Here is a 20,729-nt window from a genome sequence, read left to right as displayed (position 1 = left end):
TATAGGAGCCCATGCCATCATGCCCGCCGAACGCGACAGCGGAATCTCGATCGCCGAACGCATCAGCCACCAGCTGCGCGACGACATCATGGAAGGCAAACTGCCGCCCGGCACGCAACTGGTCGAAGTCGATCTCGCGGCGGACTACGGCGCGTCGCGCAATACGATCCGCGAGGTCCTGCACCAGCTCGGCCGCGAAGGGCTCGCCACATTCATCCGCCACAAGGGCGTCGTGGTCCGGCGCATGGAGCGCAAGGACCTGCGCGAGATCTATGCGGCCCGCCGCGCGCTGGAACTTCAGGCCATCGAAGGCGGGCTGCCGCTGCAGCCCGCGCTGCTCGACAAGATGCACACGACCATCAACGCGGCCGAACGCGCGTTGTCCAGGAAACAATGGCGCACCGTCGGCACGTTGAGCCTGCAAGTGCACCAGCACATCGTTGCGCAGCTGGGCAGCCGGCTGTTGGACGAGTTCTTTCTTACGCTTTGCGCTCAGCTGCGCCTGGTGTTCGCGTCGGAGGTCGATGAAAGCCGTATCCAGACGCCCGACTGGATCGAACGCGAACGCCGCATCCACGGTTTGCTCGTGGAAGGACGCCGCGATCTGGCGGCGCAAACCCTGACGGAATACCTGGACGATTCCGAACGCACGCTGATGGCCGTGCTGACCCGCCTGAAGCAGCAGGCCAAATAGCGGGCGCCAGGCACGCGCCAGGCGCCCGCATGCGCCTAGGCGCGCTGCTCTCGTTCCGGCTCCGCGTAGCTGCCGTCCGCCCGATGCGTCTCCTGCCCGCTCAAGGGCGGATTGAAGACGCAGACCAGTCTCAGATCCCCCTTCACGGCCCGCAGCACGTGCTGGTCGTTCTTGTCCAGCGCGTACAGCGTGCCGGGCCTGATGGCGTGGACGGTGCCGGTGGCCACGTCCTCGACCTCTCCTTCGCCTTCCATGCAGTAGTTCGCTTCGTAGTGGTGCTTGTAGTGCAGGCGCAGCTCGGCGCCTTCGAAGACGCGGGTCTCGTGCACGGAATATCCGATGCCGTCGCGCTTGACGATGATGCGCTTGCTTTCCCAGCCCGGCCCCCGGGCGTGGCGTTCAGTGTCGGTCAATTCGTCGCTGTGGATAACTATCATGGGATGCTAATCAGCCAATGAGTGGGGAAATCAGTTCCGGCGGCGTGCGGCCGATCCAAGCGCCGCTTCGATCTGCACGGCGGTAGCCAGCAGCGCGCGGTCGCCACCGCGTAAGCCTGTCGCCATCAGGCCGACGGCTCTTCTGTCGGCAAGATCGCCCGGTAGCGAAATGCTGGGCAGGTCCAGGCGGTTTGCGAATTCCGTCAGGCTGAATGCCCGGGAGTTTTCACTCAGGTAAGCCTCGTTGTCTTCCAGCTGCGCCAACGTCGGCGGCAGCATGGGCACGGTCGGCGTCAGCACTGCGTCCGCGCCCGCGCTCGCCATCGCCGCGTCGTATTCCCGGCGCAATTCCGCCAGCCGCCGCTGCGCCGCAAGATAGGCATGCGCAGGAACCTGCGCCCCCAGCAGCATGCGCGGCCCCACGCGGGGATCGTAGCGGGCCGCATCCGTCGCCAGGCGCGGCGCGTGCAGCATGTAGGCTTCGGCCGCGATAATGCCGCCGTCGCGCGCCACAGGGCCGGCCTGCGCCACGCAGGGCATCGGCAGGCGCCGCAGTACCGCGCCCGCGGCCATCAGCCGCTCCAGCCATGCCGAGAAAGCGCGCCGCACTTCCGGATCCAGCAGGTCCTCGACATGGTCCGGCACCACGAAATTCCTGCTCGCCAGCGGCCCAGTGCCGCGCACGGCCGGCGCCGGAAACAGCGCTTCCCGAGACGCCAGCGCCTTATCCACACGCAGGCACTGCGCGGCATCTGCGGCGATGATGCCCGGCACATCGAACGACGGCGACAAATACATCATGCCCGCGTCCGGATACCGGCCGCGGGACGGCTTGAAACCCGCAACCCCGCAGAACGCCGCGGGGATGCGCGCCGACCCGCTGGTGTCCGACACCACGGCCAGATTCACCATGCCCTGCGCCACCGCCACCGCGCCGCCGCTGCTGGACCCGCCCGCCACGCGGGGCATGTCGGCCAGGCATGGCGTGAGCGGCGTGCCGAACGTCGCATTCAGGCCGAGCGCGCCGTAGGCGAACTCGGTCATGTTGTTCTGTGCCAGCAACACGGCCCCCGCGCGCCGCAGCCTGCGCACCAGGGGAGCGTCTTCGGCCGCGGCCGACGCGTCTGACAGCACCCGCGAGCCCGCATGGGTTATCCACCCCTGCACATCGAAGCAGGCCTTCACGCCCAGCACCATGCCAGCCAGCGGCTCGCCCCCGGGCGCCAGCGCGCGCAACGCGTCGCGCGCCTGCGCCTCGGCCAGGGCGACCTCGTCGCGGCGCAAGAGCAGCGCACGCGCCGCGGCGTCAGGATCCGCGGACATCTGCGCCAGGCACGCCGACACCGCCCGCAACGACACATCGGATTGATCAGGAGACATGAACGTGGCTCAGGAAGTCTTTCACGCGCGGATCCGCGCTGCCCAGCACCTCGGCGGGAGGCGCATCCAGCAACACGCGGCCGGCCTCCATGAACACTACGCGGTCCGACACCTTGAACGCGAATCCCATTTCGTGCGTCACGATCAGCATAGTCATGCCCTCGCGCGCCAGCGTTTCAACCACCTTCAGCACCTCCGCCACCAGTTCGGGGTCCAGCGCCGAGGTGGGCTCGTCGAAGAGCATGATGGACGGCCGCATGGCCAGGGCGCGGGCGATCGCAACACGCTGCTGCTGGCCGCCAGAGAGCTGATGCGGATACTTGTGGGCGTGGTCCAGCATGCCCACCTTGTTGAGCAGCACCAGCGCTTCGCAGCGCAGCGCGCCGGTGCTACCGCGCCGGTGGTAGGCCGGCGCCAGCATCACGTTCTGCAGCACCGTCTTGTGCGGGAACAGGTTGAAACTCTGGAACACCATGCCGATATCGAGGATCCGCTCGCCGGGCCCGGCCTGCGCGCCCGCGCCCGGCGATCCGAGAAAGGGCTTGCCATGCAGCAGCACCTCGCCGCCGTCCAGGGTCTCCAGTCCGTTCAAGGTGCGGATCAAGGACGTCTTGCCCGATCCGGACGGACCGATGATGCTGATGACTTCCCCCGCCTTGACCGTCAGGTCGATGCCCTTGAGCACCTCGTGATCGCCGAAGCGCTTGCGCGCCTGCCGCACTTCCAGCGCGGGCTCGTCGCCGGGGGCCTTCATCGCGGGCCCCGAGGCGCCTTCCTGCACCGCGCGCCGCGCCTGCTCATCCAGCGCCAGCGGCTTGGGCGCGCGCCGCAGGATGTTCATGTGCGATTCCAGCCATCCCAGCAGCTTGTCGAACAGCGTGACGATCAGCACGTAGTACAGCGCCACCGCAAGCATGGTCTCGAACACCAGGAAGTTCTGCGTGTACAGCCGCTGGCCCACGAGCAGGATCTCGGCCAGAGAGATCACCGACACCAGCGAGGTCAGCTTGGCGATCGTGATGAATTCATTGCTCAGGGCGGGCAGCGCGATACGCAGCGCCTGCGGAATCACGATCATGCGCTGAATGCCCGCATAGCGTATGCCCAGCGCCCGTCCCGCTTCGATCTGTCCGCGCGGCACGCCCAGGATTCCGCCGCGGTGTATTTCCGCGATGAAGGCCGTCTCGCTCACGACCAGGGCGGTCAGGCCGGCGTAGAACGGGTCCGACAGCAACGCACCCGCGGCCGGGAATACCTGCGGCAGGTTGTAGATGAACACCAACAGCACCAGCAGCGGCAGGCTGCGGAAAAACCAGATGTACAGGCCCGCCAGACGGCTGACGACGGGATTCTTCGCCTGTTTTCCCAGCGCCAGCAGGAATCCCGCCGCCACGCCGATCACCCAGGTCGCCGTGCTCAGCTTCACCACCACCCAGCACGCCTTCCAGAAGTCGGTATCCCAGAGCAGGCTGACGGCGTAATCCCAATCGAAATGCATGTTCCGGCTTCCGTCGCGACGTTACCGGGCCTGGCCCGTCAGGGCAGCCTGGATCTCGGCGGCCGAGGGTGCTTCCAGCCCATAGCGGGCCAGCAGCGCCTGATACTCGCCGCTTTCGCGGGCACGCTGCAGCGCGCCGGCCAGCGCCTCTCGCAGCGCTTTCGATTCCTTGTTGATACCCAGCCCGATCACGATCGGATAGAGCAGGGAGGTGGAGGTCACTTTCAGGCCATCCCTGGATTGCTCCAGCATGCCGTGCACCACCGCCGCATCCTCGATCATGGCGTCGGCCGCCTGAGACCGCAGCGCCATCATCGCCTCCGGAGAGGTCGGAAACTCGAGCACCTTGATTTCGCCCTGCCCCTTGGGCTGGCAGGTCTCGCGCGAGACCTTCTGCAGCTTGGGCGTCCAGGACGCGCCTTTGATCGAGGCCACCCGCTTGCCGCACAACGCTTCCGGGCCCGCCGGCGCGTATTGGCTGGCGGCCAGCACCACCAGCGAAGCGCCGGTCTTCAGATACGGAATGAAGTCGATCAGCTTGGTGCGCTCGGGCGTCACGTACAGGGCGGACGCGACGGTATCGAAGCGGTGCGCCCGCATGCCCAGAATCAGGTCGGGAAAGCGCGTATCGACGAACACCGGCGTCAGCGACAGCTTGGCGGCCAGCAGCCGGGAGAAGTCCGCGTCGAAGCCGGCAGGCTTGCCGCCTTCCATGTAGGCATAGGGCGGATAGGTAAGGTCGGAGCCGACCGTCAGGCTATCGGCCTTGATGGTGGCGGAAGCCAGAACCAGCGGAGATGCTGCGCACAACATGAAAGCGGCCAGTGCGCGCGCCATACCGCGCCGTGTTGCCGCCAGAATCGTAGTGGACATGATTTCCCCTATTGAACGCCCTGGAACCCGCGGCAAGACTGGGCCTGCCCCATTCCGGGAGGTGCATCCCGAACCAGGATTGTTGAACAATTTTTGCGATTCTGCGGCAATGGGAAGGCACGGGATATGGGTGTTTTCCCTAGCGTTTTCACGTCGAACGCGCTCGTGGAGCGCCAGCACCGGGCGCGGCAGGACGATGGCAAAGGCAAAAAAAAGCCGGCCCCTTCCGGGGCCGGCTTGATGTGCCGCTGGCGGTCGAAGCGATGCCTAAGCGTCGATATTGCCCGCCGACAGCGCATGCGTTTCGATGAAGTTGCGGCGCGGTTCGACGTCGTCGCCCATCAGCGTGGTGAAGACTTCGTCCGCCGCGATGGCGTCCTCGATCTGCACGCGCAGCAGGCGGCGTACCTTCGGATCCATCGTGGTTTCCCACAGCTGGTCCGGGTTCATTTCACCCAGGCCCTTGTAGCGCTGCTTGGAGATGCCGCGTTCGGCTTCGCTGCGCAGCCACTGCATGGCTTCGCGGAAGTCCGACACGGCCTGTTCCTTGCGCTTCTCGCCTTCGCCGCGGGCGGCCAGCGAACGCGCGCCGACCTTTCCGGAGAAGCTCGCCGCGGCCTTGGACAGGATGGCGTAGTCCGAGCCGTTCACGAAGTCCGCGTCGATGATGCTCACCCGCACGTTGCCGTGGTGCATGCGCTGCACCGACAGGCGGTGGCGCTCGGTCGCCTCATCGAATTGGGCCACGACTTCCACGCCGTTGCCGCTTACCGGATCGCGCATGGCGTCGGCCAGGCGGCGCGCGGAATCCGCGGTGGACTCGGCCGTCTCCAGATTGATTTCCACGCCTTCGGCCATGGCCGACAGCGCAGCCACGTCGAACACTCGCGACAACCGGGCAATCACGCCGTCGGCGGCCACGTACTGGCGCGCCAGCTCGCTCAGCTCTTCGCCGCGGATGATGTTGCCGCCAGAGATGATCTCGGCATCCTTCAACGCTAGCGCCAGCATGAACTGCGCTTCTTCCTGGTCGTCCTTCAGATAGCGCTCTTCGCGGCCGACCTTGACCTTGTACAGCGGCGGCTGCGCGATGTACACGTAGCCACGCTGCACCAGCTCGGGCATCTGGCGGTACAGCAGCGTCAGCAGCAGCGTGCGGATGTGCGCGCCGTCGACGTCCGCGTCGGTCATGATGATGAGGCGGTGGTAGCGCAGCTTGTCGACGTTGAAATCGGGGCCGATGCTGGTGCCCAGCGCCGTGATCAGGGTGGCGATCTGTTCGCTGGCGATCAGGCGGTCGAAGCGCGCCTTCTCCACGTTCAGCACCTTGCCGCGCAGCGGCAGGATGGCCTGGAACTTGCGATCGCGGCCCTGCTTGGCCGAGCCGCCTGCGGAGTCGCCCTCGACGATGTACAGCTCGCACAGCGCGGGATCTTTTTCCTGGCAGTCGGCGAGCTTGCCGGGCAGGCCAGCGCCTTCCAGCACGCTCTTGCGGCGCGTCATCTCGCGCGCCTTGCGGGCGGCTTCACGCGCGCGGGCGGCCTCGACGATCTTGCCGCACAGCGCCTTGGCGTCGTTCGGATGTTCCAGCAGCCAGGTTTCCAGCGTGCGGGCCACGGCTTCTTCGACGGCCGGGCGCACTTCGCTCGAGACGAGCTTGTCCTTGGTCTGGCTGCTGAACTTGGGTTCGGGCACCTTCACCGACAGCACGCAGGCCAGGCCTTCGCGCATATCGTCGCCGGACGTCTCGACCTTGGCCTTCTTCGCCAGCTCGTTGTCGGTGATGTACTTGTTGATGATGCGGGTCATCGCCGCGCGCAGACCGGTCAGGTGCGAGCCGCCGTCACGCTGCGGGATGTTGTTGGTGAAGCACAGCACGCTTTCGCTGTAGCTGTCGTTCCACTGCATCGCCACTTCGACGCCGACCGTCACGCCGCCCGCCGACGACTCGGTGGACACCGAGAACACATTGGGGTGCAGCACGGTCTTGCTGCGGTTGATGTATTCGACAAAGCCCTTCACACCGCCCGAGAATGCGAAGTTCTCTTCCTTGCCCTGGCGCTGGTCGATCAGGCGGATCTTCACGCCATTGTTCAGGAACGACAGCTCGCGCAGGCGCTTCGAGAGGATCTCGTAGTGGTACTCGATGTTGGTAAAGATGATCGGGTCGGCCAAGAAGCGCACTTCGGTGCCGCGCTTGTCGGTCGTGCCCGTCACGGCCAGGGGCGCAACGCGCTCGCCCTGGCGGAACTCCATCTGGTGCACCTGGCCGTTGCGGCGGATGGTCAGCCGCAGCCATTCCGACAGCGCGTTCACGCAAGACACGCCCACGCCGTGCAGGCCGCCGGACACCTTGTAGGAGTTCTGGTCGAACTTGCCGCCGGCGTGCAGTTCGGTCATGACGATTTCCGCCGCGCTGCGGTGGAATTCGTCGTCCTTGTGGATGTCGGTGGGGATCCCGCGGCCGTTGTCGGTCACGGAAATGGAGTTGTCGGTGTGGATCGTGACGACGATGTCGTCGCAATAGCCGGCCAGGGCTTCGTCAATGGCGTTGTCGACGACTTCGAACACCATGTGGTGCAAGCCGGTACCGTCGGACGTGTCGCCGATGTACATGCCGGGGCGCTTGCGCACGGCCTCCAGCCCCTTGAGCATCTTGATCGAGTCAGCGCCGTAGCCGCTGTTCTCGGGAGTGGTGTTCTGCTGATCTGACATGTCTGTATCGATAACGCTTTAAAGAACGGCCTGGCGGCCGGACCGCCCGCGAGCCATCAAGCCCGCAAGCGGCACAAACCCACGATAGGCGAGCGGATCAAATCCGCATGGGCATGACGACGTACTTGAACTGGTCGTCTTCGGGCAAGGTGATCAGCGCCGACGCATTGGCGTCGGGCATGACCGACCACTGGATGCTGTCGACCTTGACGTTCGACAGTACGTCGAGCAGGTAGCCGACGTTGAAACCCACGTCCAGCGCTTCATGACCGTAGTCGATGTCGATTTCTTCCTGCGCCTCTTCCTGCTCGGCGTTGGACGACGAAATCTTCATCTGGTTCTGCGCCAGTTGCAGGCGCACGCCCTTGAACTTGTCGGTGGTCAGGATGGCGGCGCGCTGCAGGCTGCCCTGGAGCGCTTCGCGGCCGACCAGGAAATGGCGCGTGTAGTTCGTCGGAATCACGCGCGTGAAATCGGGGAATTTGCCTTCGACCAGCTTGGAAACCAGCTCTACGTCGCCAAAGCGGAAACGGATCTGGCCCGGCGCCACGTCGATGGAGACGGGCTCGTCGGAGTCTTCCAGCAGGCGCTGCATTTCCAGCACGGTCTTGCGCGGAACGATCACTTCATGGCGTTCGCTGATGCCGTCGGCTTCTGTCGAGCAGTGCGCCAGGCGGTGGCCGTCGGTGGCGACCGCACGCACGCGGCCCGGTTCGAACACCAGCAGCATGCCGTTCAGGTAGTAGCGGATGTCCTGCTGCGCCATGGCGAAGTGCACCATGTTGAACAGGTGGCGCAGCGTGCGCTGCGGCATGGTCAGCGAAACGTCCCATTGTTCGGGCTGGGCCACGGTGGGGAATTCGCTGGCGGCGAGCGTCTGCAGCGCGAAGCGGCTCTTGGCCGATTGCACCGACAGCTTGTTGCTGGCCAGCGCCAGGCGCACGTCGCCCGTGTCCGGCAGCGCCTTCAGGATGTCCAGCAGCTTGCGCGCGGCGACCGTGGTGGACTCGTTGTCCTGGCCCACGCCGAAGTCGGCATGCGTGGTGATCTGTACTTCCAGGTCGGTCGCAATGAAGGCGACTTTGTTGCCTTCCTTGCGCATCAGGATGTTCGCGAGGATGGGCAGGGTATGGCGTCTTTCGACGATGCCCGCCACAGTCGACAGCGGTTTCAGCAATGCATCGCGTGTGGTTTGTACGAGTTGCATGTTCATCCTTTTAGAGTTTGTTCCAACACGTGCAGGGTATGGTTGAGCTCCGCTTGCTTAGCGCGGGCGTCGGAAATCTTGCGTACGGCATGCAGGACGGTGGTGTGATCACGACCACCGAACAGATCGCCGATTTCCGGCAGGCTTTTCTGGGTCAGCTCCTTCGCCAGGTACATCGCGACCTGACGCGGCAAGGCGATATTGGCGGGCCGGCGTTTCGAGTACATGTCGGCCACTTTGATCTTGTAGAAATCCGCCACCGTCTTCTGGATGTTTTCCACGGTGATCTGTCCATTGGACACGGACAGGAGGTCCTTCAGGGCTTCCTTGCAGACATCCACCGTCAGCACGTCGCGGCCGTGGAAGCGCGCATAGGCCAGGACCTTGCGCAGCGCGCCTTCCAGTTCGCGCACGTTGCTGCGCAGATGCTTGGCGATGAAGAACGCCACTTCCTCGGGCATGGGCACGCCTTCGGATTCCGCCTTGCGCAGCAGAATCGCCACGCGCATCTCCAGCTCCGGCGGCTCGATGGCCACCGTCAGGCCGGAATCGAAGCGCGAAATCAGCCGGCTGTCGATGCCCGACAGTTCCTTCGGGTACGTATCGCTGGTGATGATGATCTGCTTGCGCTGCGCCACCATGGCCTCGAACGCGTAGAAGAATTCTTCCTGCGTGCGGTTCTTGCCGGAGAAGAACTGGATATCGTCGATCAGCAGCAAGTCCAGCGAATGGTAATAGCGCTTGAAATCGTCGAAGGCCTTGCGCTGGTACGCCTTCACCACGTCCGACACGTATTGGTCCGCATGCACGTAGCGCACGCGCACGCCGGTGCCCGCCGCCACCATCGCATTGCCGATGGCGTGGATCAGGTGGGTCTTGCCCAGGCCTACGCCGCCGTACAGGAACAGCGGGTTGTACGACGTGCCCGGGTTCTCGGCAACCTGCAGCGCGGCGGCGCGCGCCAGCTGGTTCGCCTTGCCGGTCACGAAGTTTTCGAAGGTCAGATCGGTGTTCAGGCGCGAGCGCTCGTACACGATATTGGCCGCATCCGCGTTCACCGCCTGCGCGGCGACCGTCGTGGCCGGCGCGGGGGCGGGCGCCGCGGGAACAGCCGCGGCACTCATCGGCGGTGCGCCGCCTGAAGGGGAAGCACCGGACAGATGCGGTTGACCGGGTTGCACGGCCCGCACGGGCGCGACCGGCATGCGGGGCGCGGCGCCATGGGAAGGCAACTCGAACAGGACCTGCACCGGGCGCTCGAACCACTCCGCGGCCAACGCTTCGATCTGGTGGGAAAAGTTCTTGCGCACCCAGTCCAGCTTGAAGCGGTTGGGTGCGGCAACGCGCAGCACCGCCTGCGTCTCGTCATACGCAAGCGGGACCAGCGGTCGTATCCACGCGCTGATTTGTTGGGGGGGGAGTTCCTGCTCAAGACGACTGACGCAGGTCTGCCAGAATTCTTTCATGTCGCTCTTATTCAAACCTCGATTCTACCTTGCCTAGGCTGGGGTTATCCACAGGGTAGGGCATAAGTGTCCAGACGGCGCAGGCTTAACTGTTTGACAAGACAGGGAAAACTTGCTGAAATGGTGGGCTTTTCCGAATTCTGTCTGTCAGAAGGTTTCACAGAGAGCTTGACCGCGCTCGCCGTGTCGGGGTGTTTTCACCCATATCGACATGGCAACTGGCCGGTTCTAGCTTCTATAGGTCGCCTGGGTTTTTCCCGGTCAGAGCCCCGTCTACGAGTTGTTTTTTGCCTATGTTGCAAAAATGCCCGCTAGATACCCGCTTCCTGAATGCGCGATCTGGAACCCTCCGGGCAGGTCCCTTCTGACTTTTGTTCTTTTTGTGGATCGTCCATGAAACGTACCTACCAACCTTCCGTTACCCGCCGCAAGCGCACCCATGGCTTTCGCGTGCGCATGAAAACCCGCGCTGGCCGCGCCATCCTGAGCGCCCGTCGCGCCAAGGGCCGCAAGCGTCTGGCCGTCTAAGTCCGGGTCTTTCCGGATTTTCCGGAAAAACCTGACGCCCGATCCGCTGTCCATGCCGCGCGCCACGCTTCCCCCGGAGGCGCGGCTGCATCGCCCCTCCGAGTTCGCCGCCGCCCTCAAAGGCCGGCGTCTTGCCCGAGGGGCGTTCTTCATTGTGAGCGCCGCTTCCAATGACCTGCCCCCTGGCCAGGATGCCTGTGCCCGCCTGGGCCTGGTGATCGCCAAACGGTTCGCCGCCCATGCCAGCACGCGCAACGCCATCAAGCGGGTCATCCGCGAAGCGTTCCGCCATCGGCGGCTTGACCTGCCGGCGAAGGATTACGTCGTGCGCTTGCATAGCAAAGTCGCGCCCGCCACGCTCACCGCGCTTAAACGCGGCGTCAGAGCCGAAGTGGACGCTCACTTTGGGCGCATCGCGCGATGACCGGGCGAACCCGCAAGCCAGGGGCTGCTTTACTCATTGCCCCGATCCGGTTCTACAGGTTCTTCCTGAGTCCCTGGATCGGCAGGCAGTGCCGCTTTACCCCCACCTGCTCGGCGTATGCGATCGAAGCGATCGAATGCCACGGCGCCTGGCGCGGCTTCTGGCTCGCGGTCCGGCGTATCGGCCGCTGTCACCCGTGGTCGCCGGGCGGGCTGGATCCGGTTCCGCCGGCCAAGGGAACCAATGGCACCCATTGCTGTTCCCACAGCCACCGCATCGAGCATGATTGACGCTAAACTGGCGGGCTTTGCTGGCCCGTATTCACTTCAGTAGGCACCATGGATATCCGACGAACCGTCCTCTGGATGATTTTTTCCTTCTCGCTGTTGCTCCTATGGAACAACTGGCAAATCCATAACGGCAAGCCGTCGCTGTTCGGGGGCCCCACGCCCGCGGCCAGCACGAGCGAACCGCAGGCTGCCGCGAACAACGCGACGCCCTCGGTGCCCAGCTCTCCCGCTCCGGCAGCAGCTGCTCCGTCGTCCGCCGTTCCCGGCGCCGCCGCGCCCGCTACCGCGCGCTCGGAAGAGATCGTCATCACGACCGACGTTCTGCGCCTGACGTTCGACACAATGGGCGCCCAGCTCGTGCGCGCCGAGCTTCTGAAGTACCCGGCCACCGGCCAGCCGGACAAGCCCACGGTGCTGCTGGACCGCTCCGCCGGCCTGAACTACGTCGTGCAGACCGGTGTCGTTGGCGCGCCCAACGGCCAGAGCTTCCCCACGCACCAGACGCCGTTCCGCCTCGTCTCCTCCGAGCGCCAACTGACCGGCGACAACCTGGTCGTCGCATTCGAAAGCGAATCGGGCGGCATGAAGGTCACCAAGACGTTCACGCTGCATCGCGGTCGCTACGACATCGATGTGCGCCACGACCTGGCCAACGTCGGCGCCGCCCCCGTGACGCCCGCGCTGTACCTGCAGCTCGAGCGCGACGGCAACGACCCCGCCGACACGTCCAGCTTCTATCACACGTTCACCGGTTTCGCCGTCTACTCGGAACAGGACAAGTTCCAGAAGATCACCTTCAGCGACATCGAAAAGAAGAAGGCGAGCTACATCAAGCAGGCGGATAACGGCTGGATCGCCGTGGTCCAGCACTATTTCGCCACCGCCTGGGTGCCGCCGCAGGGCAAGCCGCGCAACAACGAACTGCTGGAAGTGCAGAAGAACCTGTACGCCGCCCGCAGCATCGAAGCCGTCGGCGAAGTCGCCCCGGGCGCCGCCGCGCGCGTCGATTCGCACCTGTGGGTCGGCCCGCAAGACCAGAAAGCCATGGCTGCGCTCGCCCCCGGCCTGGAACTGGTCGTCGACTACGGCTGGCTGACCATCATCGCCAAGCCGCTGTTCACGCTGATGACGTGGCTGCATTCCATCCTGGGCAACTGGGGCTGGACCATCGTGGCCCTGACCGTGCTGATCAAGGCCGTGTTCTACCCCCTGGCCGCCGCCAGCTACCGCTCCATGGCCCGCATGAAGCAGGTAGCACCGCGGTTGCAGGCCCTGAAGGAAAAGTACGGCGACGACAAGCAGAAGCTCAATGCGGCCATGATGGAGATGTACCGCACCGAGAAGATCAACCCGCTGGGCGGCTGCCTGCCGATGGTGGTGCAGATCCCGGTGTTCATCTCGCTGTACTGGGTGCTGCTGGCCAGCGTGGAAATGCGCGGCGCGCCGTGGATCCTGTGGGTGCACGACCTGTCGATCCGCGACCCGTTCTTCATTCTGCCCGCCATCATGATGGCCACCATGTTCCTGCAGATCAAACTGAACCCGACGCCTCCGGACCCCGTCCAGGCCAAGGTCATGATGATCATGCCGCTGGTGTTCGGCGGGATGATGTTCTTCTTCCCGGCCGGCCTGGTGTTGTACTGGTGCGTCAACAACACCCTGTCGATCGCCCAGCAGTGGTCCATCACCCGCGCCTTGCAGCGCAAGACGGAAGCCGCGGCGAACCGCTGATCCCCGGCTCCACCAGAAAACCGGCCCCGATGGGCCGGTTTTTTTATGCCCGCGGCAACGGCGGCCCTGGCCGGCAACGTCTCTATCGATAGTTATTATTTATCAAAACTGATGGATCAATCAACTTCACAACGTAAAGTAAGCCACCTATGATGTGTTGGCGATGTGCCCGGCCGGCAACGCCGGGCAGTCGAGGACACGGCGCGGGCCACGAACGGCTCCGCGTTCCAGGAACGACATAGGGAGTGTGCTATGAACGACAAGAAGCATCTGACCACCGCCTCGGGCGCGCCGGTGGCGGACAACAACAACACACTAACGGCGGGTCCTCGCGGCCCGGCGCTGTTGCAGGACTTCTGGCTGATCGAAAAGCTCGCCCACTTCGACCGCGAACGCATCCCCGAACGCGTCGTGCATGCGAAGGGCTCGGGCGCCTACGGCACCTTCACCGTCACCCACGACATCTCGCGCTATACCCGCGCCAGCATTTTTTCCAAGGTAGGCAAGCAGACGCCCCTGTTCCTGCGCTTCTCCACCGTGGCCGGCGAGCGCGGCGCGGCGGACGCCGAACGCGACGTGCGCGGCTTCGCCATCAAGTTCTACACCGATGAGGGCAACTGGGATCTCGTGGGCAACAACACGCCCGTCTTCTTCATCCGCGACCCGTTGAAATTCCCCGATTTCATCCACACGCAGAAGCGCGAGCCCAAGTCCAACCTGCGCAGCGCCACCGCCGCCTGGGACTTCTGGTCGCTCAACCCCGAGTCGCTACACCAGATCACCACCCTGATGAGCGATCGCGGCATCCCGGCCAACCTGCGCCAGCAGCACGGCTTCGGCTCGCACACGTTCAGCTTCATCAACAAGGACGGCGAACGCTTCTACGTGAAATTCCACTTCAAGTCGCAGCAGGGCATCGCCTGTCTGACCGACGAGGAAGCGGCGCAAGTCGTCGCGCGCGACCGGGAAAGCTCGCAGCGCGACCTGTTCAACAACATTGAACAGGGCAACTTCCCGAAGTGGACGCTGAAGGTGCAGATCATGCCCGAAGCCGAAGCGGCGACCTACCACATCAACCCCTTCGACCTGACCAAGGTCTGGCCGCACGGCGACTACCCCCTGATCGAGGTCGGGGTGCTGGAGCTGAACAAGAACCCGGAGAACTACTTCGCCGAAGTGGAGCAGGCCGCCTTTACGCCTGCCAACGTGGTCCCGGGCATCGGCTTCTCGCCGGACAAGATGCTTCAGGGCCGCTTGTTCTCCTACGGCGATACGCACCGCTACCGCCTGGGCATCAACCATCATCAGATCCCCGTGAACGCGCCGCGCTGCCCGTTCCACAGCTTCCATCGCGACGGCGCCGGGCGCGTCGACGGCAATGCGGGCGGGACCCTGAACTACGAGCCCAACAGCTTCGGCGAATGGAAGGAAACCCCGTCCGCGGCCGAGCCGCCGCTGGCGCTGGACGGCCAGGCCGCCGATCGCTGGAACCACCGCGAGGACAGTGACTACTACTCGCAGCCGGGCGCCTTGTTCCGCCTGATGACGCCGGCCCAGCAGGAACTGCTGTTCGGCAACATCGGCCGCCACATGGCGGGCGTGCCCGAGGAAATCCAGCGCCGCCAGCTGGAACACTTCCGGAAGGCGGATCCGGCCTACGCGGCCGGCGTGGCCAAGGCGCTGGGACTCAAGCTGTAACCTCCCCGCGTCCGCAAGAGGGGTGGCCCCGTTCGGGCCGCCTCGAGCCGCAGCCCCTCGATGGCCTTGGCCGGCGACTGGCCCGTTTCGGCGGTGAATACCCGGCTGAACTGGCGCGGGCTCAGGCGTGCGACGCCGGCCAGGTCCTTTTCCACGAGCGCCAGCGCCAGATCCAGCTCCGCCGTCATGCCGGCGGAAGTCCATACCGGCCCATCGGCGATGTAAATGCGGTCGGCCTCGACCTGTATGCCCGGGTGGCGCCGCTGCAAGGCCTCGGCCCAATGCCAGTGCGTGGTGGCGCGCGGCCGCGGCGCGATCATCAACATCGCGTCCATCGTCGCCGTTTCTCCGGAAACGCTGAATGGCGTCTATGGCGGCCACCATCCCCTCACTGCACGCCGGCGAAAAGTGGGATGCCTACGAGGCCGCGCGCCAGGCCATGGCGGGCCATCTGTCCAGCAACACCGTCGCGCCCCGCTATGCGGCCGGGCCCGGCGTCAACGCTGCATGCCCCAGCGCCTGACCGTCAGCCGCTCCAGCGTGTCGAACCCGAGGTTTTCCACAAGCAGGCCAATGATCACCACGGCGGCCAGCCCCGCGAACACGCGGTCTGTGTATAACTCGTTGCGGTTCTGGAAGATGTACCAGCCCAGGCCGCCCTTGCCGCTGGAAGCGCCAAACACCAGCTCCGCCGCAATCAAGGTGCGCCAGGCGAACGCCCAGCCTATCCGCAGCCCGGCCAGGATGGCGGGCAGCGCCGCTGGCACCAGGATCTGCAGGACGTAGCGCAGGCCCCCGAGGCCGTAGTTGCGGCCCGCCATGCGCAGGGTCTCCGACACGCCCAGGAAGCCCGCATACATGTTCAGCGCCAGCGCCCACAGCACGGAATGGATCAGCACGAACACCAGGCTGCCTTCGCCCAGGCCGAACCACAGCAACGCCAACGGCAGCAGCGCAATGGCCGGCAGCGGGTTGAACATGGCGGTCAGTGTCGACAGCAGGTCGCGCCCGAAGCGCGTCGACACGGCCAGCGTGGTCAGCACGAAAGCCAGCGCCACGCCGGCGGCATAACCCTGCACCAGCACTCGCAGGGACTGCCCGGCGCGCGCCGGCAATTCGCCGCTCGCCATGCCCTGGACGAAGGCCTGCGCCGTCTGCACGGCGCCGGGCAGCAGCAGGTCATTGTCGGTATAACGCGCCGCCAGTTCCCAGATGCCGGCCAGGAGCGCCAGGATGACCAGCTTGCGCAGGCCGGCCTGCTGCCACAGGCGTTCATGCCAGGGCAGCGGCCTTTCGGCCGCCTGCGCGGGCAAGGGCGGCAAATCATGCTCGATCTCCGGACGGACCGGAACCGGGCCGGCATAGGCATTGCTCATACGTGTCCCTCAGGCCGCGGCCAGTTCGGCCCGCGGCTGCGGGGCCGGCTCGAACAGCAAGTCGTGAATACGCCGCGCGGCCGACTGAAACGCCGCGGAACCCTGGCTGTGCAGGTCGAAGGCGTGGGCATTCAATTCGGCCCGCACCCGGCCCGGATGCGGCGACAGCAGCAATACGCGGCTGCCCAGCACCAGAGCCTCCTCGATCGAATGCGTAACGAACACCAGCGTGAATCGCACGTCTTCCCATAGCGCCAGCAGCTCTTCCTGCATGCGGCGGCGCGTCAGCGCGTCCAGCGCGGCGAAGGGTTCGTCCATCAGCAGCACGCGCGGCTGCATGGACAAGGCGCGGGCGATGGCCACGCGCTGCTTCATGCCGCCCGACAGCGTGTGCGGATAGGCATCGGCGAAGGCGGACAGGCCCACCTTGTCGAGGTAATGCATGGCGCGTTCGTCCGCTTCGCGCCGGCCCAGCTTGCGCGAAGCCAGGAGAGGAAACGCGACGTTCTGGCGCAGCGTCTTCCAGGGCGGCAACTGGTCGAATTCCTGGAACACCACGATGCGGTCCGGCCCGGGGCCGCGCACGGGTTGTCCATCGATCTCGATGCGTCCTTCGGTGGGCGGGATAAACCCCGCTATCGCCTTGAGCAACGTCGACTTGCCGCAGCCGGACGCCCCCAGCAAAATGGCCCGTTCCCCGTCATGCACCTCGAAACTGGCCTGGTGCGTGGCGCGTACCCGCCGATCGCGCGTCTTGTATTCGATCGACACCTTATCCACAAGCAGCAAAGGCGTGGCCGTTTCGGGTTTATCCACAGGCGCGGCGGCGGTCAGGCCCATATCAGCTGCCTTGCGCCGTGAGCGGATCGTCGAAGAAATAGTCACGCCAACTCGCCGGCGCGTGCTTGATCGCGCCGACCTTGTGCATGAACTCGGCCAGTGCGTAGGTGTTCTGGGGTTCCAGCTTGAATTGCACGTCGGGGTTCTTGATCACATTGATCAGGAAGCCGCGGTCCAGCTTGGCCCCTGTGACGCGCAGGTACGTATCCGCGGCCTGCTCCGGGTGGGCGGCGGCGAAGACTGCCGCCTCCTGCAGCGCGGCCTGGAACGCCTTGTAGGTCTTGGGATTTTCCTTGCGGAATTTCTCGGTCGCGAACAGCACCGTCGAGGAACTGGGTCCGCCCAGTACGTCGTACGACTTGAGCACGATGCGCGCCTTGGGATTCTCGGCCAGTTCCTGCTCCTGGAAGGGCGGATTGCCGAAATGCGCCGTGATCTCGGTGCCGCCGGCGATGATCGCGGCCGCGGCGTCCGGATGCGGCAACGCGACGGACAGCTTGTCCAGCTTATTGAATTGCGCATCGCCCCACAGCTTGGCCGACGCCAGCTGCAGCACGCGCGATTGCACCGACACGCCTACCGCGGGAACCGCGATGCGGTCCTTGTCCGTGAAGTCCGCGATCGTCTTCACGTCCGGATTGTTGCTGACCAGGTAGTAGGGAAAGTTGCCCAGCGATGCGACGCCTTTCACGTTCTGCTTGCCGCGCGTGCGATCCCAGATCGTCAGCAGCGGCCCCACGCCCGCACCCGCGATATCCACAGCCCCCGACAGCAGCGCGTCGTTTACCGCCGAGCCGCCGGACAACTTGGCCCATTCGACCGAGATGTCCAGCCCTTCGGCCTTGCCGTGCTTCTCGATCAGTTGCTGGTCGCGGGCGACGTTCAACAACAAATACACGATGCCGTATTGCTCCGCGATGCGGATACGGCCTTCCGCCATCGCCGGGGTCGGCGAGGCGAGCGCCAGAACGGCCAGCGCCAGCGCCAGGCCTGCGCCGGTGGCGATTCGGACAAAACGGTCCCGCAGGGCGGAAGAAAAACGCATGGCGATCCTTGTGGATAAGTCGTTGTTCGGGCGGAGGCTGGCGTTTTCAGAAGGGCGTATCGCCTTCGATGGTGGTGCGGTACAGCTTGCGACGCAGATGGTCCGGCGTGCCGGCGGCCAGGTGGATCAGCGAGCGGTTGTCCCAGAACACCAGATCGTGGGGCTGCCACGCGTGGCGGTAGAGATGCTCGGGACGGATGCTGTGCGCAAACAGCTCGTCGAGTATCTGCCGGCTTTCGTCTTCGGGCAGGCCTTCGATACGCGTCGTGAAGCCTTCGCTGACGAACAGCGCCCGGCGGCCGGATTCGGGGTGCGTGCGCACCACGGGGTGCACGACCTCCTGCACCTGCGCCACCTGCTGCGCGCTCAGGTTGGGGCGCCAGGCGCCTTCCTTCTGCAACTGCCCGTACTTGGCCAGGTAGGAATGCACGGCGCGCTTGCCGTCGACGGCATCGCGCAGCGCGGCGGGCAGCGTGTCATACGCCAGATGCATGTTGGCGAAGAGCGTGTCGCCTCCTTGCGCCGGCAGTTCCTGCGCATGCAGGAGCGACCCCAGGCTGGGCAATTCCTTGTACGAGATGTCCGAATGCCAGTATTTGCCGGCATCGCCCAGCCCCACCGGCTTGCCATCCTCCACGATGTTGGACACGACGAGGATCTCCGGATACCCGGGCAGGTGGAATTGATGCAGCACGTGGATCATCAGGCGGCCGAAGCGCCGGCTGAAATCGATGTGCTGCTGCGGGGTAATGTGCTGGTCGCGGAACACCAGCAGGTGGTGGTCCAGATGCGCCTGGTGCACCCGGGCGAAGTCAGCCGCGTCGAGTTCCTGCGACAGATCGATGCCGACGATCTCCGCGCCCACCGGGCCCGCCAGGGGCCGGACCAGGAAATCCTGAGGCGCGGGAACGGAGGCGTACCTCGGTGCCGCATACGCTTCGGACCGGCGCAGCGCGTTGCTCTGGGACATGGATCGCTCCTTGCAGTGACTCGCCGGCCAGGCCGGCATTGGAGCGATCCATTATGAAAACCCGTTACCGCTGGGCAAACGAATTATTCGGCGTTTGTTCAAGCCCTTGCGTCATAAAGAGAAATTTCCGGCCTGTGGATAACTCTAGGGATAAGCCTAGTGACAAGCCAGGGAAAACCGGTGGATAGCCAGGGGATATCCCGGTGGATAGGCAGTGGACAGCCAGTGGATAGCCGGTGCACAACTTGGCCCGGACAGAAGAAAAGGCGCCAAGCCATGACAGCCTGCGCCTTTAAAATCAATAGCTTGCGAGAATCAGGCCTTGGACAGGAAGGCCTGCACCAATTTCACCCAATAGGTTGCGCCAACTGGCAGCAGGGCGTCGTTGAAGTCGTAATTCGGGTTATGCAGCTGGCACGGGCCCATGCCATGGTAGCTTTCCAGCCGATGTCCGCCATCCCCATTGCCCAGGAACAGATAGGTGCCGGGGATGGCTTCCAGAAAGAAGGAGAAGTCCTCGGCGCCCATGAAGGGCGGCATGTCCCGCAGCACATTTTTGGCGCCGAATGCGTCCTCCGCGACCTGGGCGGCGAAGGCCGTTTCATTCTCCCAGTTCACCAGCGGGGGATAGGCCCTCACGAAGTCCAGTTCGCCCGTGCCGCCATATACCTGCGGCAGGGTGGTGACGATGCGCCGCATGTCCGCCTCGATCTTGTCCAGCGCCTCCACCGTATACGTGCGCACGGTGCCGCGCAGCACGGCTTCGCCCGGAATCACGTTGTACGCGTCGCCCGCGTGAATCTGCGTGATCGACAGCACCGCCTGGTCCAGCGGATTCTTGCTGCGCGAGATCACGGTCTGCAGGGCATGCACCATATCGGCGGCCACGATGATCGGATCCACCGATGCATGCGGCTGCGCCGCGTGGCCGCCCACGCCTTTGATGACGATGTCCCAGCGGTTGCTGGAAGCCATGGTCGGCCCGGCCCGGAACCCGAACTGGTTGACCGGCATGCCGGGCATGTTGTGGATGCCGAACACCGCATCGCACGGGAAGCGGTCGAACAGGCCGTCCTGCATCATTGCGCGCGCGCCGGCGTTGCCGCCTTCCTCGGCCGGCTGGAAAATGAACACGACCGTGCCATCGAAATCCCGGTGCGTGGACAGGTATTGCGCCGCGCCCAGCAGCATGGTCGTATGGCCGTCATGGCCGCAACCGTGCATGCGTCCGCTGATGGTGGACTTGTGCGCGAAGCGGTTGTGCTCCGGCATGGGCAGGGCGTCCATGTCGGCGCGCAGGCCGATCGTCTTTTTGCCGCTGCCTGCGCGCAGCACCCCCACCACGCCGGTTTTCCCCAGGCCGGTGTGGACTTCCAGCCCCCAGCCGCGCAAGCGCTCGGCCACCAGCGTGGAGGTACGCGTTTCCTGGAACGCCAGTTCGGGATGCGCGTGGATATCCCGGCGCAGCGCGGTCAGATCGCCGTGCACGCGTTCGATTTCGTCGATGGTTTTCATGATGGCTGTGGATAATCGGTAAGTGTGGAAATTGGCGGTTCG

At 65.0% G+C, this 20,729-nt stretch carries 18 protein-coding genes and 2 pseudogenes; 7 read left to right on the top strand and 13 right to left on the bottom strand.

The window, feature by feature from the left end:
- The first annotated feature begins 19 nt into the window (after positions 1-19).
- Positions 20-694 carry a GntR family transcriptional regulator gene (locus AGI3411_RS12845; RefSeq protein WP_129527758.1) on the top strand — a complete coding sequence of 225 codons (675 nt, stop codon included), beginning with the start codon at positions 20-22 and terminating at the stop codon, positions 692-694.
- Positions 695-729: 35 nt separating this feature from the next.
- On the opposite strand, the gene AGI3411_RS12840 is transcribed toward AGI3411_RS12845, so the two are convergent.
- The 7 genes from AGI3411_RS12840 to dnaA form a co-directional block, all read right to left on the bottom strand.
- Positions 730-1,131: an ectoine synthase gene (locus AGI3411_RS12840; protein WP_129527757.1), complete on the bottom strand. Its 402-nt coding sequence runs from the start codon at positions 1,129-1,131 to the stop codon at positions 730-732.
- Positions 1,132-1,161: 30 nt separating this feature from the next.
- Positions 1,162-2,511, bottom strand: coding sequence for an amidase family protein (locus tag AGI3411_RS12835; RefSeq protein ID WP_129527756.1), 1,350 nt, complete (start codon positions 2,509-2,511; stop codon positions 1,162-1,164).
- On the bottom strand, positions 2,501-4,009 hold the full coding sequence (locus AGI3411_RS12830; protein ID WP_129527755.1) for an amino acid ABC transporter permease/ATP-binding protein: 1,509 nt from the start codon (positions 4,007-4,009) through the stop codon (positions 2,501-2,503). Before AGI3411_RS12830 ends, AGI3411_RS12835 begins: the two co-directional genes overlap by 11 nt.
- 21 nt (positions 4,010-4,030) lie before the next feature.
- Complete coding sequence (locus tag AGI3411_RS12825) at positions 4,031-4,882, bottom strand: ABC transporter substrate-binding protein (RefSeq protein ID WP_129527754.1); 852 nt, start codon at positions 4,880-4,882, stop codon at positions 4,031-4,033.
- 267 nt (positions 4,883-5,149) lie between these two features.
- Positions 5,150-7,597, bottom strand: a complete 2,448-nt coding sequence (gene gyrB, locus AGI3411_RS12820; RefSeq protein ID WP_129527753.1) for a DNA topoisomerase (ATP-hydrolyzing) subunit B — start codon at positions 7,595-7,597, stop codon at positions 5,150-5,152.
- A gap of 97 nt (positions 7,598-7,694) precedes the next feature.
- Positions 7,695-8,804, bottom strand: coding sequence for a DNA polymerase III subunit beta (gene dnaN / locus AGI3411_RS12815; RefSeq protein WP_165359161.1), 1,110 nt, complete (start codon positions 8,802-8,804; stop codon positions 7,695-7,697).
- A gap of 2 nt (positions 8,805-8,806) precedes the next feature.
- A complete protein-coding gene (gene dnaA, locus AGI3411_RS12810; RefSeq protein ID WP_129527751.1) occupies positions 8,807-10,270 on the bottom strand; it encodes a chromosomal replication initiator protein DnaA in 1,464 nt (487 codons plus the stop codon).
- A 393-nt stretch (positions 10,271-10,663) separates the two neighbouring features.
- Here dnaA and rpmH point away from each other — a divergent pair, with 393 nt between their 5' ends.
- From rpmH to AGI3411_RS12785, 5 genes are all read left to right on the top strand, one after another.
- Positions 10,664-10,798, top strand: coding sequence for a 50S ribosomal protein L34 (gene rpmH / locus AGI3411_RS12805; protein ID WP_006228069.1), 135 nt, complete (start codon positions 10,664-10,666; stop codon positions 10,796-10,798).
- A gap of 52 nt (positions 10,799-10,850) precedes the next feature.
- The gene (locus AGI3411_RS12800) at positions 10,851-11,222 is read left to right on the top strand and encodes a ribonuclease P protein component (protein ID WP_129527750.1); all 372 of its coding nucleotides are present in this window, start codon (positions 10,851-10,853) and stop codon (positions 11,220-11,222) included.
- Positions 11,219-11,512, top strand: a complete 294-nt coding sequence (gene yidD, locus AGI3411_RS12795; RefSeq protein WP_129527749.1) for a membrane protein insertion efficiency factor YidD — start codon at positions 11,219-11,221, stop codon at positions 11,510-11,512. The genes AGI3411_RS12800 and yidD overlap by 4 nt, the downstream gene beginning before the upstream one ends.
- Positions 11,513-11,560: 48 nt before the next feature.
- Complete coding sequence (yidC, locus tag AGI3411_RS12790) at positions 11,561-13,243, top strand: membrane protein insertase YidC (RefSeq protein ID WP_129527748.1); 1,683 nt, start codon at positions 11,561-11,563, stop codon at positions 13,241-13,243.
- Positions 13,244-13,495: 252 nt separating this feature from the next.
- Positions 13,496-14,941, top strand: coding sequence for a catalase (locus AGI3411_RS12785; RefSeq protein ID WP_129527747.1), 1,446 nt, complete (start codon positions 13,496-13,498; stop codon positions 14,939-14,941).
- 32 nt (positions 14,942-14,973) lie between these two features.
- Here the strand turns inward: AGI3411_RS12785 and AGI3411_RS12780 are convergent.
- Positions 14,974-15,243: pseudogene (locus tag AGI3411_RS12780) on the bottom strand (GlxA family transcriptional regulator); the annotation flags it as partial.
- Here AGI3411_RS12780 and AGI3411_RS12775 point away from each other — a divergent pair.
- Positions 15,236-15,464, top strand: a pseudogene (locus AGI3411_RS12775) (hypothetical protein); the annotation flags it as partial. The pseudogenes AGI3411_RS12780 and AGI3411_RS12775 overlap by 8 nt on opposite strands.
- Here the strand turns inward: AGI3411_RS12775 and AGI3411_RS12770 are convergent.
- From AGI3411_RS12770 to AGI3411_RS12750, 5 genes are all read right to left on the bottom strand, one after another.
- A complete protein-coding gene (locus AGI3411_RS12770; RefSeq protein WP_129527746.1) occupies positions 15,439-16,317 on the bottom strand; it encodes an ABC transporter permease in 879 nt (292 codons plus the stop codon). The pseudogene AGI3411_RS12775 and the gene AGI3411_RS12770 overlap by 26 nt on opposite strands.
- 9 nt (positions 16,318-16,326) lie before the next feature.
- Complete coding sequence (locus AGI3411_RS12765) at positions 16,327-17,157, bottom strand: ABC transporter ATP-binding protein (RefSeq protein ID WP_129527745.1); 831 nt, start codon at positions 17,155-17,157, stop codon at positions 16,327-16,329.
- A 1-nt stretch (position 17,158) separates the two neighbouring features.
- Positions 17,159-18,202, bottom strand: a complete 1,044-nt coding sequence (locus AGI3411_RS12760) for an ABC transporter substrate-binding protein (protein WP_129527744.1) — start codon at positions 18,200-18,202, stop codon at positions 17,159-17,161.
- Between the two features lie 46 nt (positions 18,203-18,248).
- Positions 18,249-19,172: a TauD/TfdA dioxygenase family protein gene (locus AGI3411_RS12755; RefSeq protein WP_129527743.1), complete on the bottom strand. Its 924-nt coding sequence runs from the start codon at positions 19,170-19,172 to the stop codon at positions 18,249-18,251.
- Positions 19,173-19,487: 315 nt separating this feature from the next.
- The gene (locus tag AGI3411_RS12750; RefSeq protein WP_129527742.1) at positions 19,488-20,687 is read right to left on the bottom strand and encodes a M20 aminoacylase family protein; all 1,200 of its coding nucleotides are present in this window, start codon (positions 20,685-20,687) and stop codon (positions 19,488-19,490) included.
- Between the last annotated feature and the right edge of the window lie 42 nt (positions 20,688-20,729).

This window comes from Achromobacter agilis (genome assembly GCF_900496965.1).
In the GTDB taxonomy this organism is placed as follows: domain Bacteria; phylum Pseudomonadota; class Gammaproteobacteria; order Burkholderiales; family Burkholderiaceae_B; genus Achromobacter; species Achromobacter agilis.
Note: the sequence above shows the minus strand (reverse complement) of the source record. Positions and strands in the feature narration are given on the sequence as shown.

What these genes read in the sequence shown, in the direction of transcription:
- rpmH (WP_006228069.1), top strand. Translation starts at nt 10,664, where the DNA reads ATGAAACGTACCTACCAACCTTCCGTTACCCGCCGCAAGCGCACCCAT.
- yidC (WP_129527748.1), top strand. Translation starts at nt 11,561, where the DNA reads ATGGATATCCGACGAACCGTCCTCTGGATGATTTTTTCCTTCTCGCTG.
- AGI3411_RS12800 (WP_129527750.1), top strand. Translation starts at nt 10,851, where the DNA reads ATGCCGCGCGCCACGCTTCCCCCGGAGGCGCGGCTGCATCGCCCCTCC.
- AGI3411_RS12755 (WP_129527743.1), bottom strand. Translation starts at nt 19,172, where the DNA reads ATGTCCCAGAGCAACGCGCTGCGCCGGTCCGAAGCGTATGCGGCACCG.
- AGI3411_RS12750 (WP_129527742.1), bottom strand. Translation starts at nt 20,687, where the DNA reads ATGAAAACCATCGACGAAATCGAACGCGTGCACGGCGATCTGACCGCG.
- gyrB (WP_129527753.1), bottom strand. Translation starts at nt 7,597, where the DNA reads ATGTCAGATCAGCAGAACACCACTCCCGAGAACAGCGGCTACGGCGCT.
- AGI3411_RS12765 (WP_129527745.1), bottom strand. Translation starts at nt 17,157, where the DNA reads ATGGGCCTGACCGCCGCCGCGCCTGTGGATAAACCCGAAACGGCCACG.
- dnaN (WP_165359161.1), bottom strand. Translation starts at nt 8,804, where the DNA reads ATGCAACTCGTACAAACCACACGCGATGCATTGCTGAAACCGCTGTCG.
- AGI3411_RS12845 (WP_129527758.1), top strand. Translation starts at nt 20, where the DNA reads ATGCCCGCCGAACGCGACAGCGGAATCTCGATCGCCGAACGCATCAGC.
- AGI3411_RS12830 (WP_129527755.1), bottom strand. Translation starts at nt 4,009, where the DNA reads ATGCATTTCGATTGGGATTACGCCGTCAGCCTGCTCTGGGATACCGAC.
- dnaA (WP_129527751.1), bottom strand. Translation starts at nt 10,270, where the DNA reads ATGAAAGAATTCTGGCAGACCTGCGTCAGTCGTCTTGAGCAGGAACTC.
- AGI3411_RS12770 (WP_129527746.1), bottom strand. Translation starts at nt 16,317, where the DNA reads ATGAGCAATGCCTATGCCGGCCCGGTTCCGGTCCGTCCGGAGATCGAG.
- AGI3411_RS12835 (WP_129527756.1), bottom strand. Translation starts at nt 2,511, where the DNA reads ATGTCTCCTGATCAATCCGATGTGTCGTTGCGGGCGGTGTCGGCGTGC.
- yidD (WP_129527749.1), top strand. Translation starts at nt 11,219, where the DNA reads ATGACCGGGCGAACCCGCAAGCCAGGGGCTGCTTTACTCATTGCCCCG.
- AGI3411_RS12785 (WP_129527747.1), top strand. Translation starts at nt 13,496, where the DNA reads ATGAACGACAAGAAGCATCTGACCACCGCCTCGGGCGCGCCGGTGGCG.
- AGI3411_RS12825 (WP_129527754.1), bottom strand. Translation starts at nt 4,882, where the DNA reads ATGTCCACTACGATTCTGGCGGCAACACGGCGCGGTATGGCGCGCGCA.
- AGI3411_RS12760 (WP_129527744.1), bottom strand. Translation starts at nt 18,202, where the DNA reads ATGCGTTTTTCTTCCGCCCTGCGGGACCGTTTTGTCCGAATCGCCACC.
- AGI3411_RS12840 (WP_129527757.1), bottom strand. Translation starts at nt 1,131, where the DNA reads ATGATAGTTATCCACAGCGACGAATTGACCGACACTGAACGCCACGCC.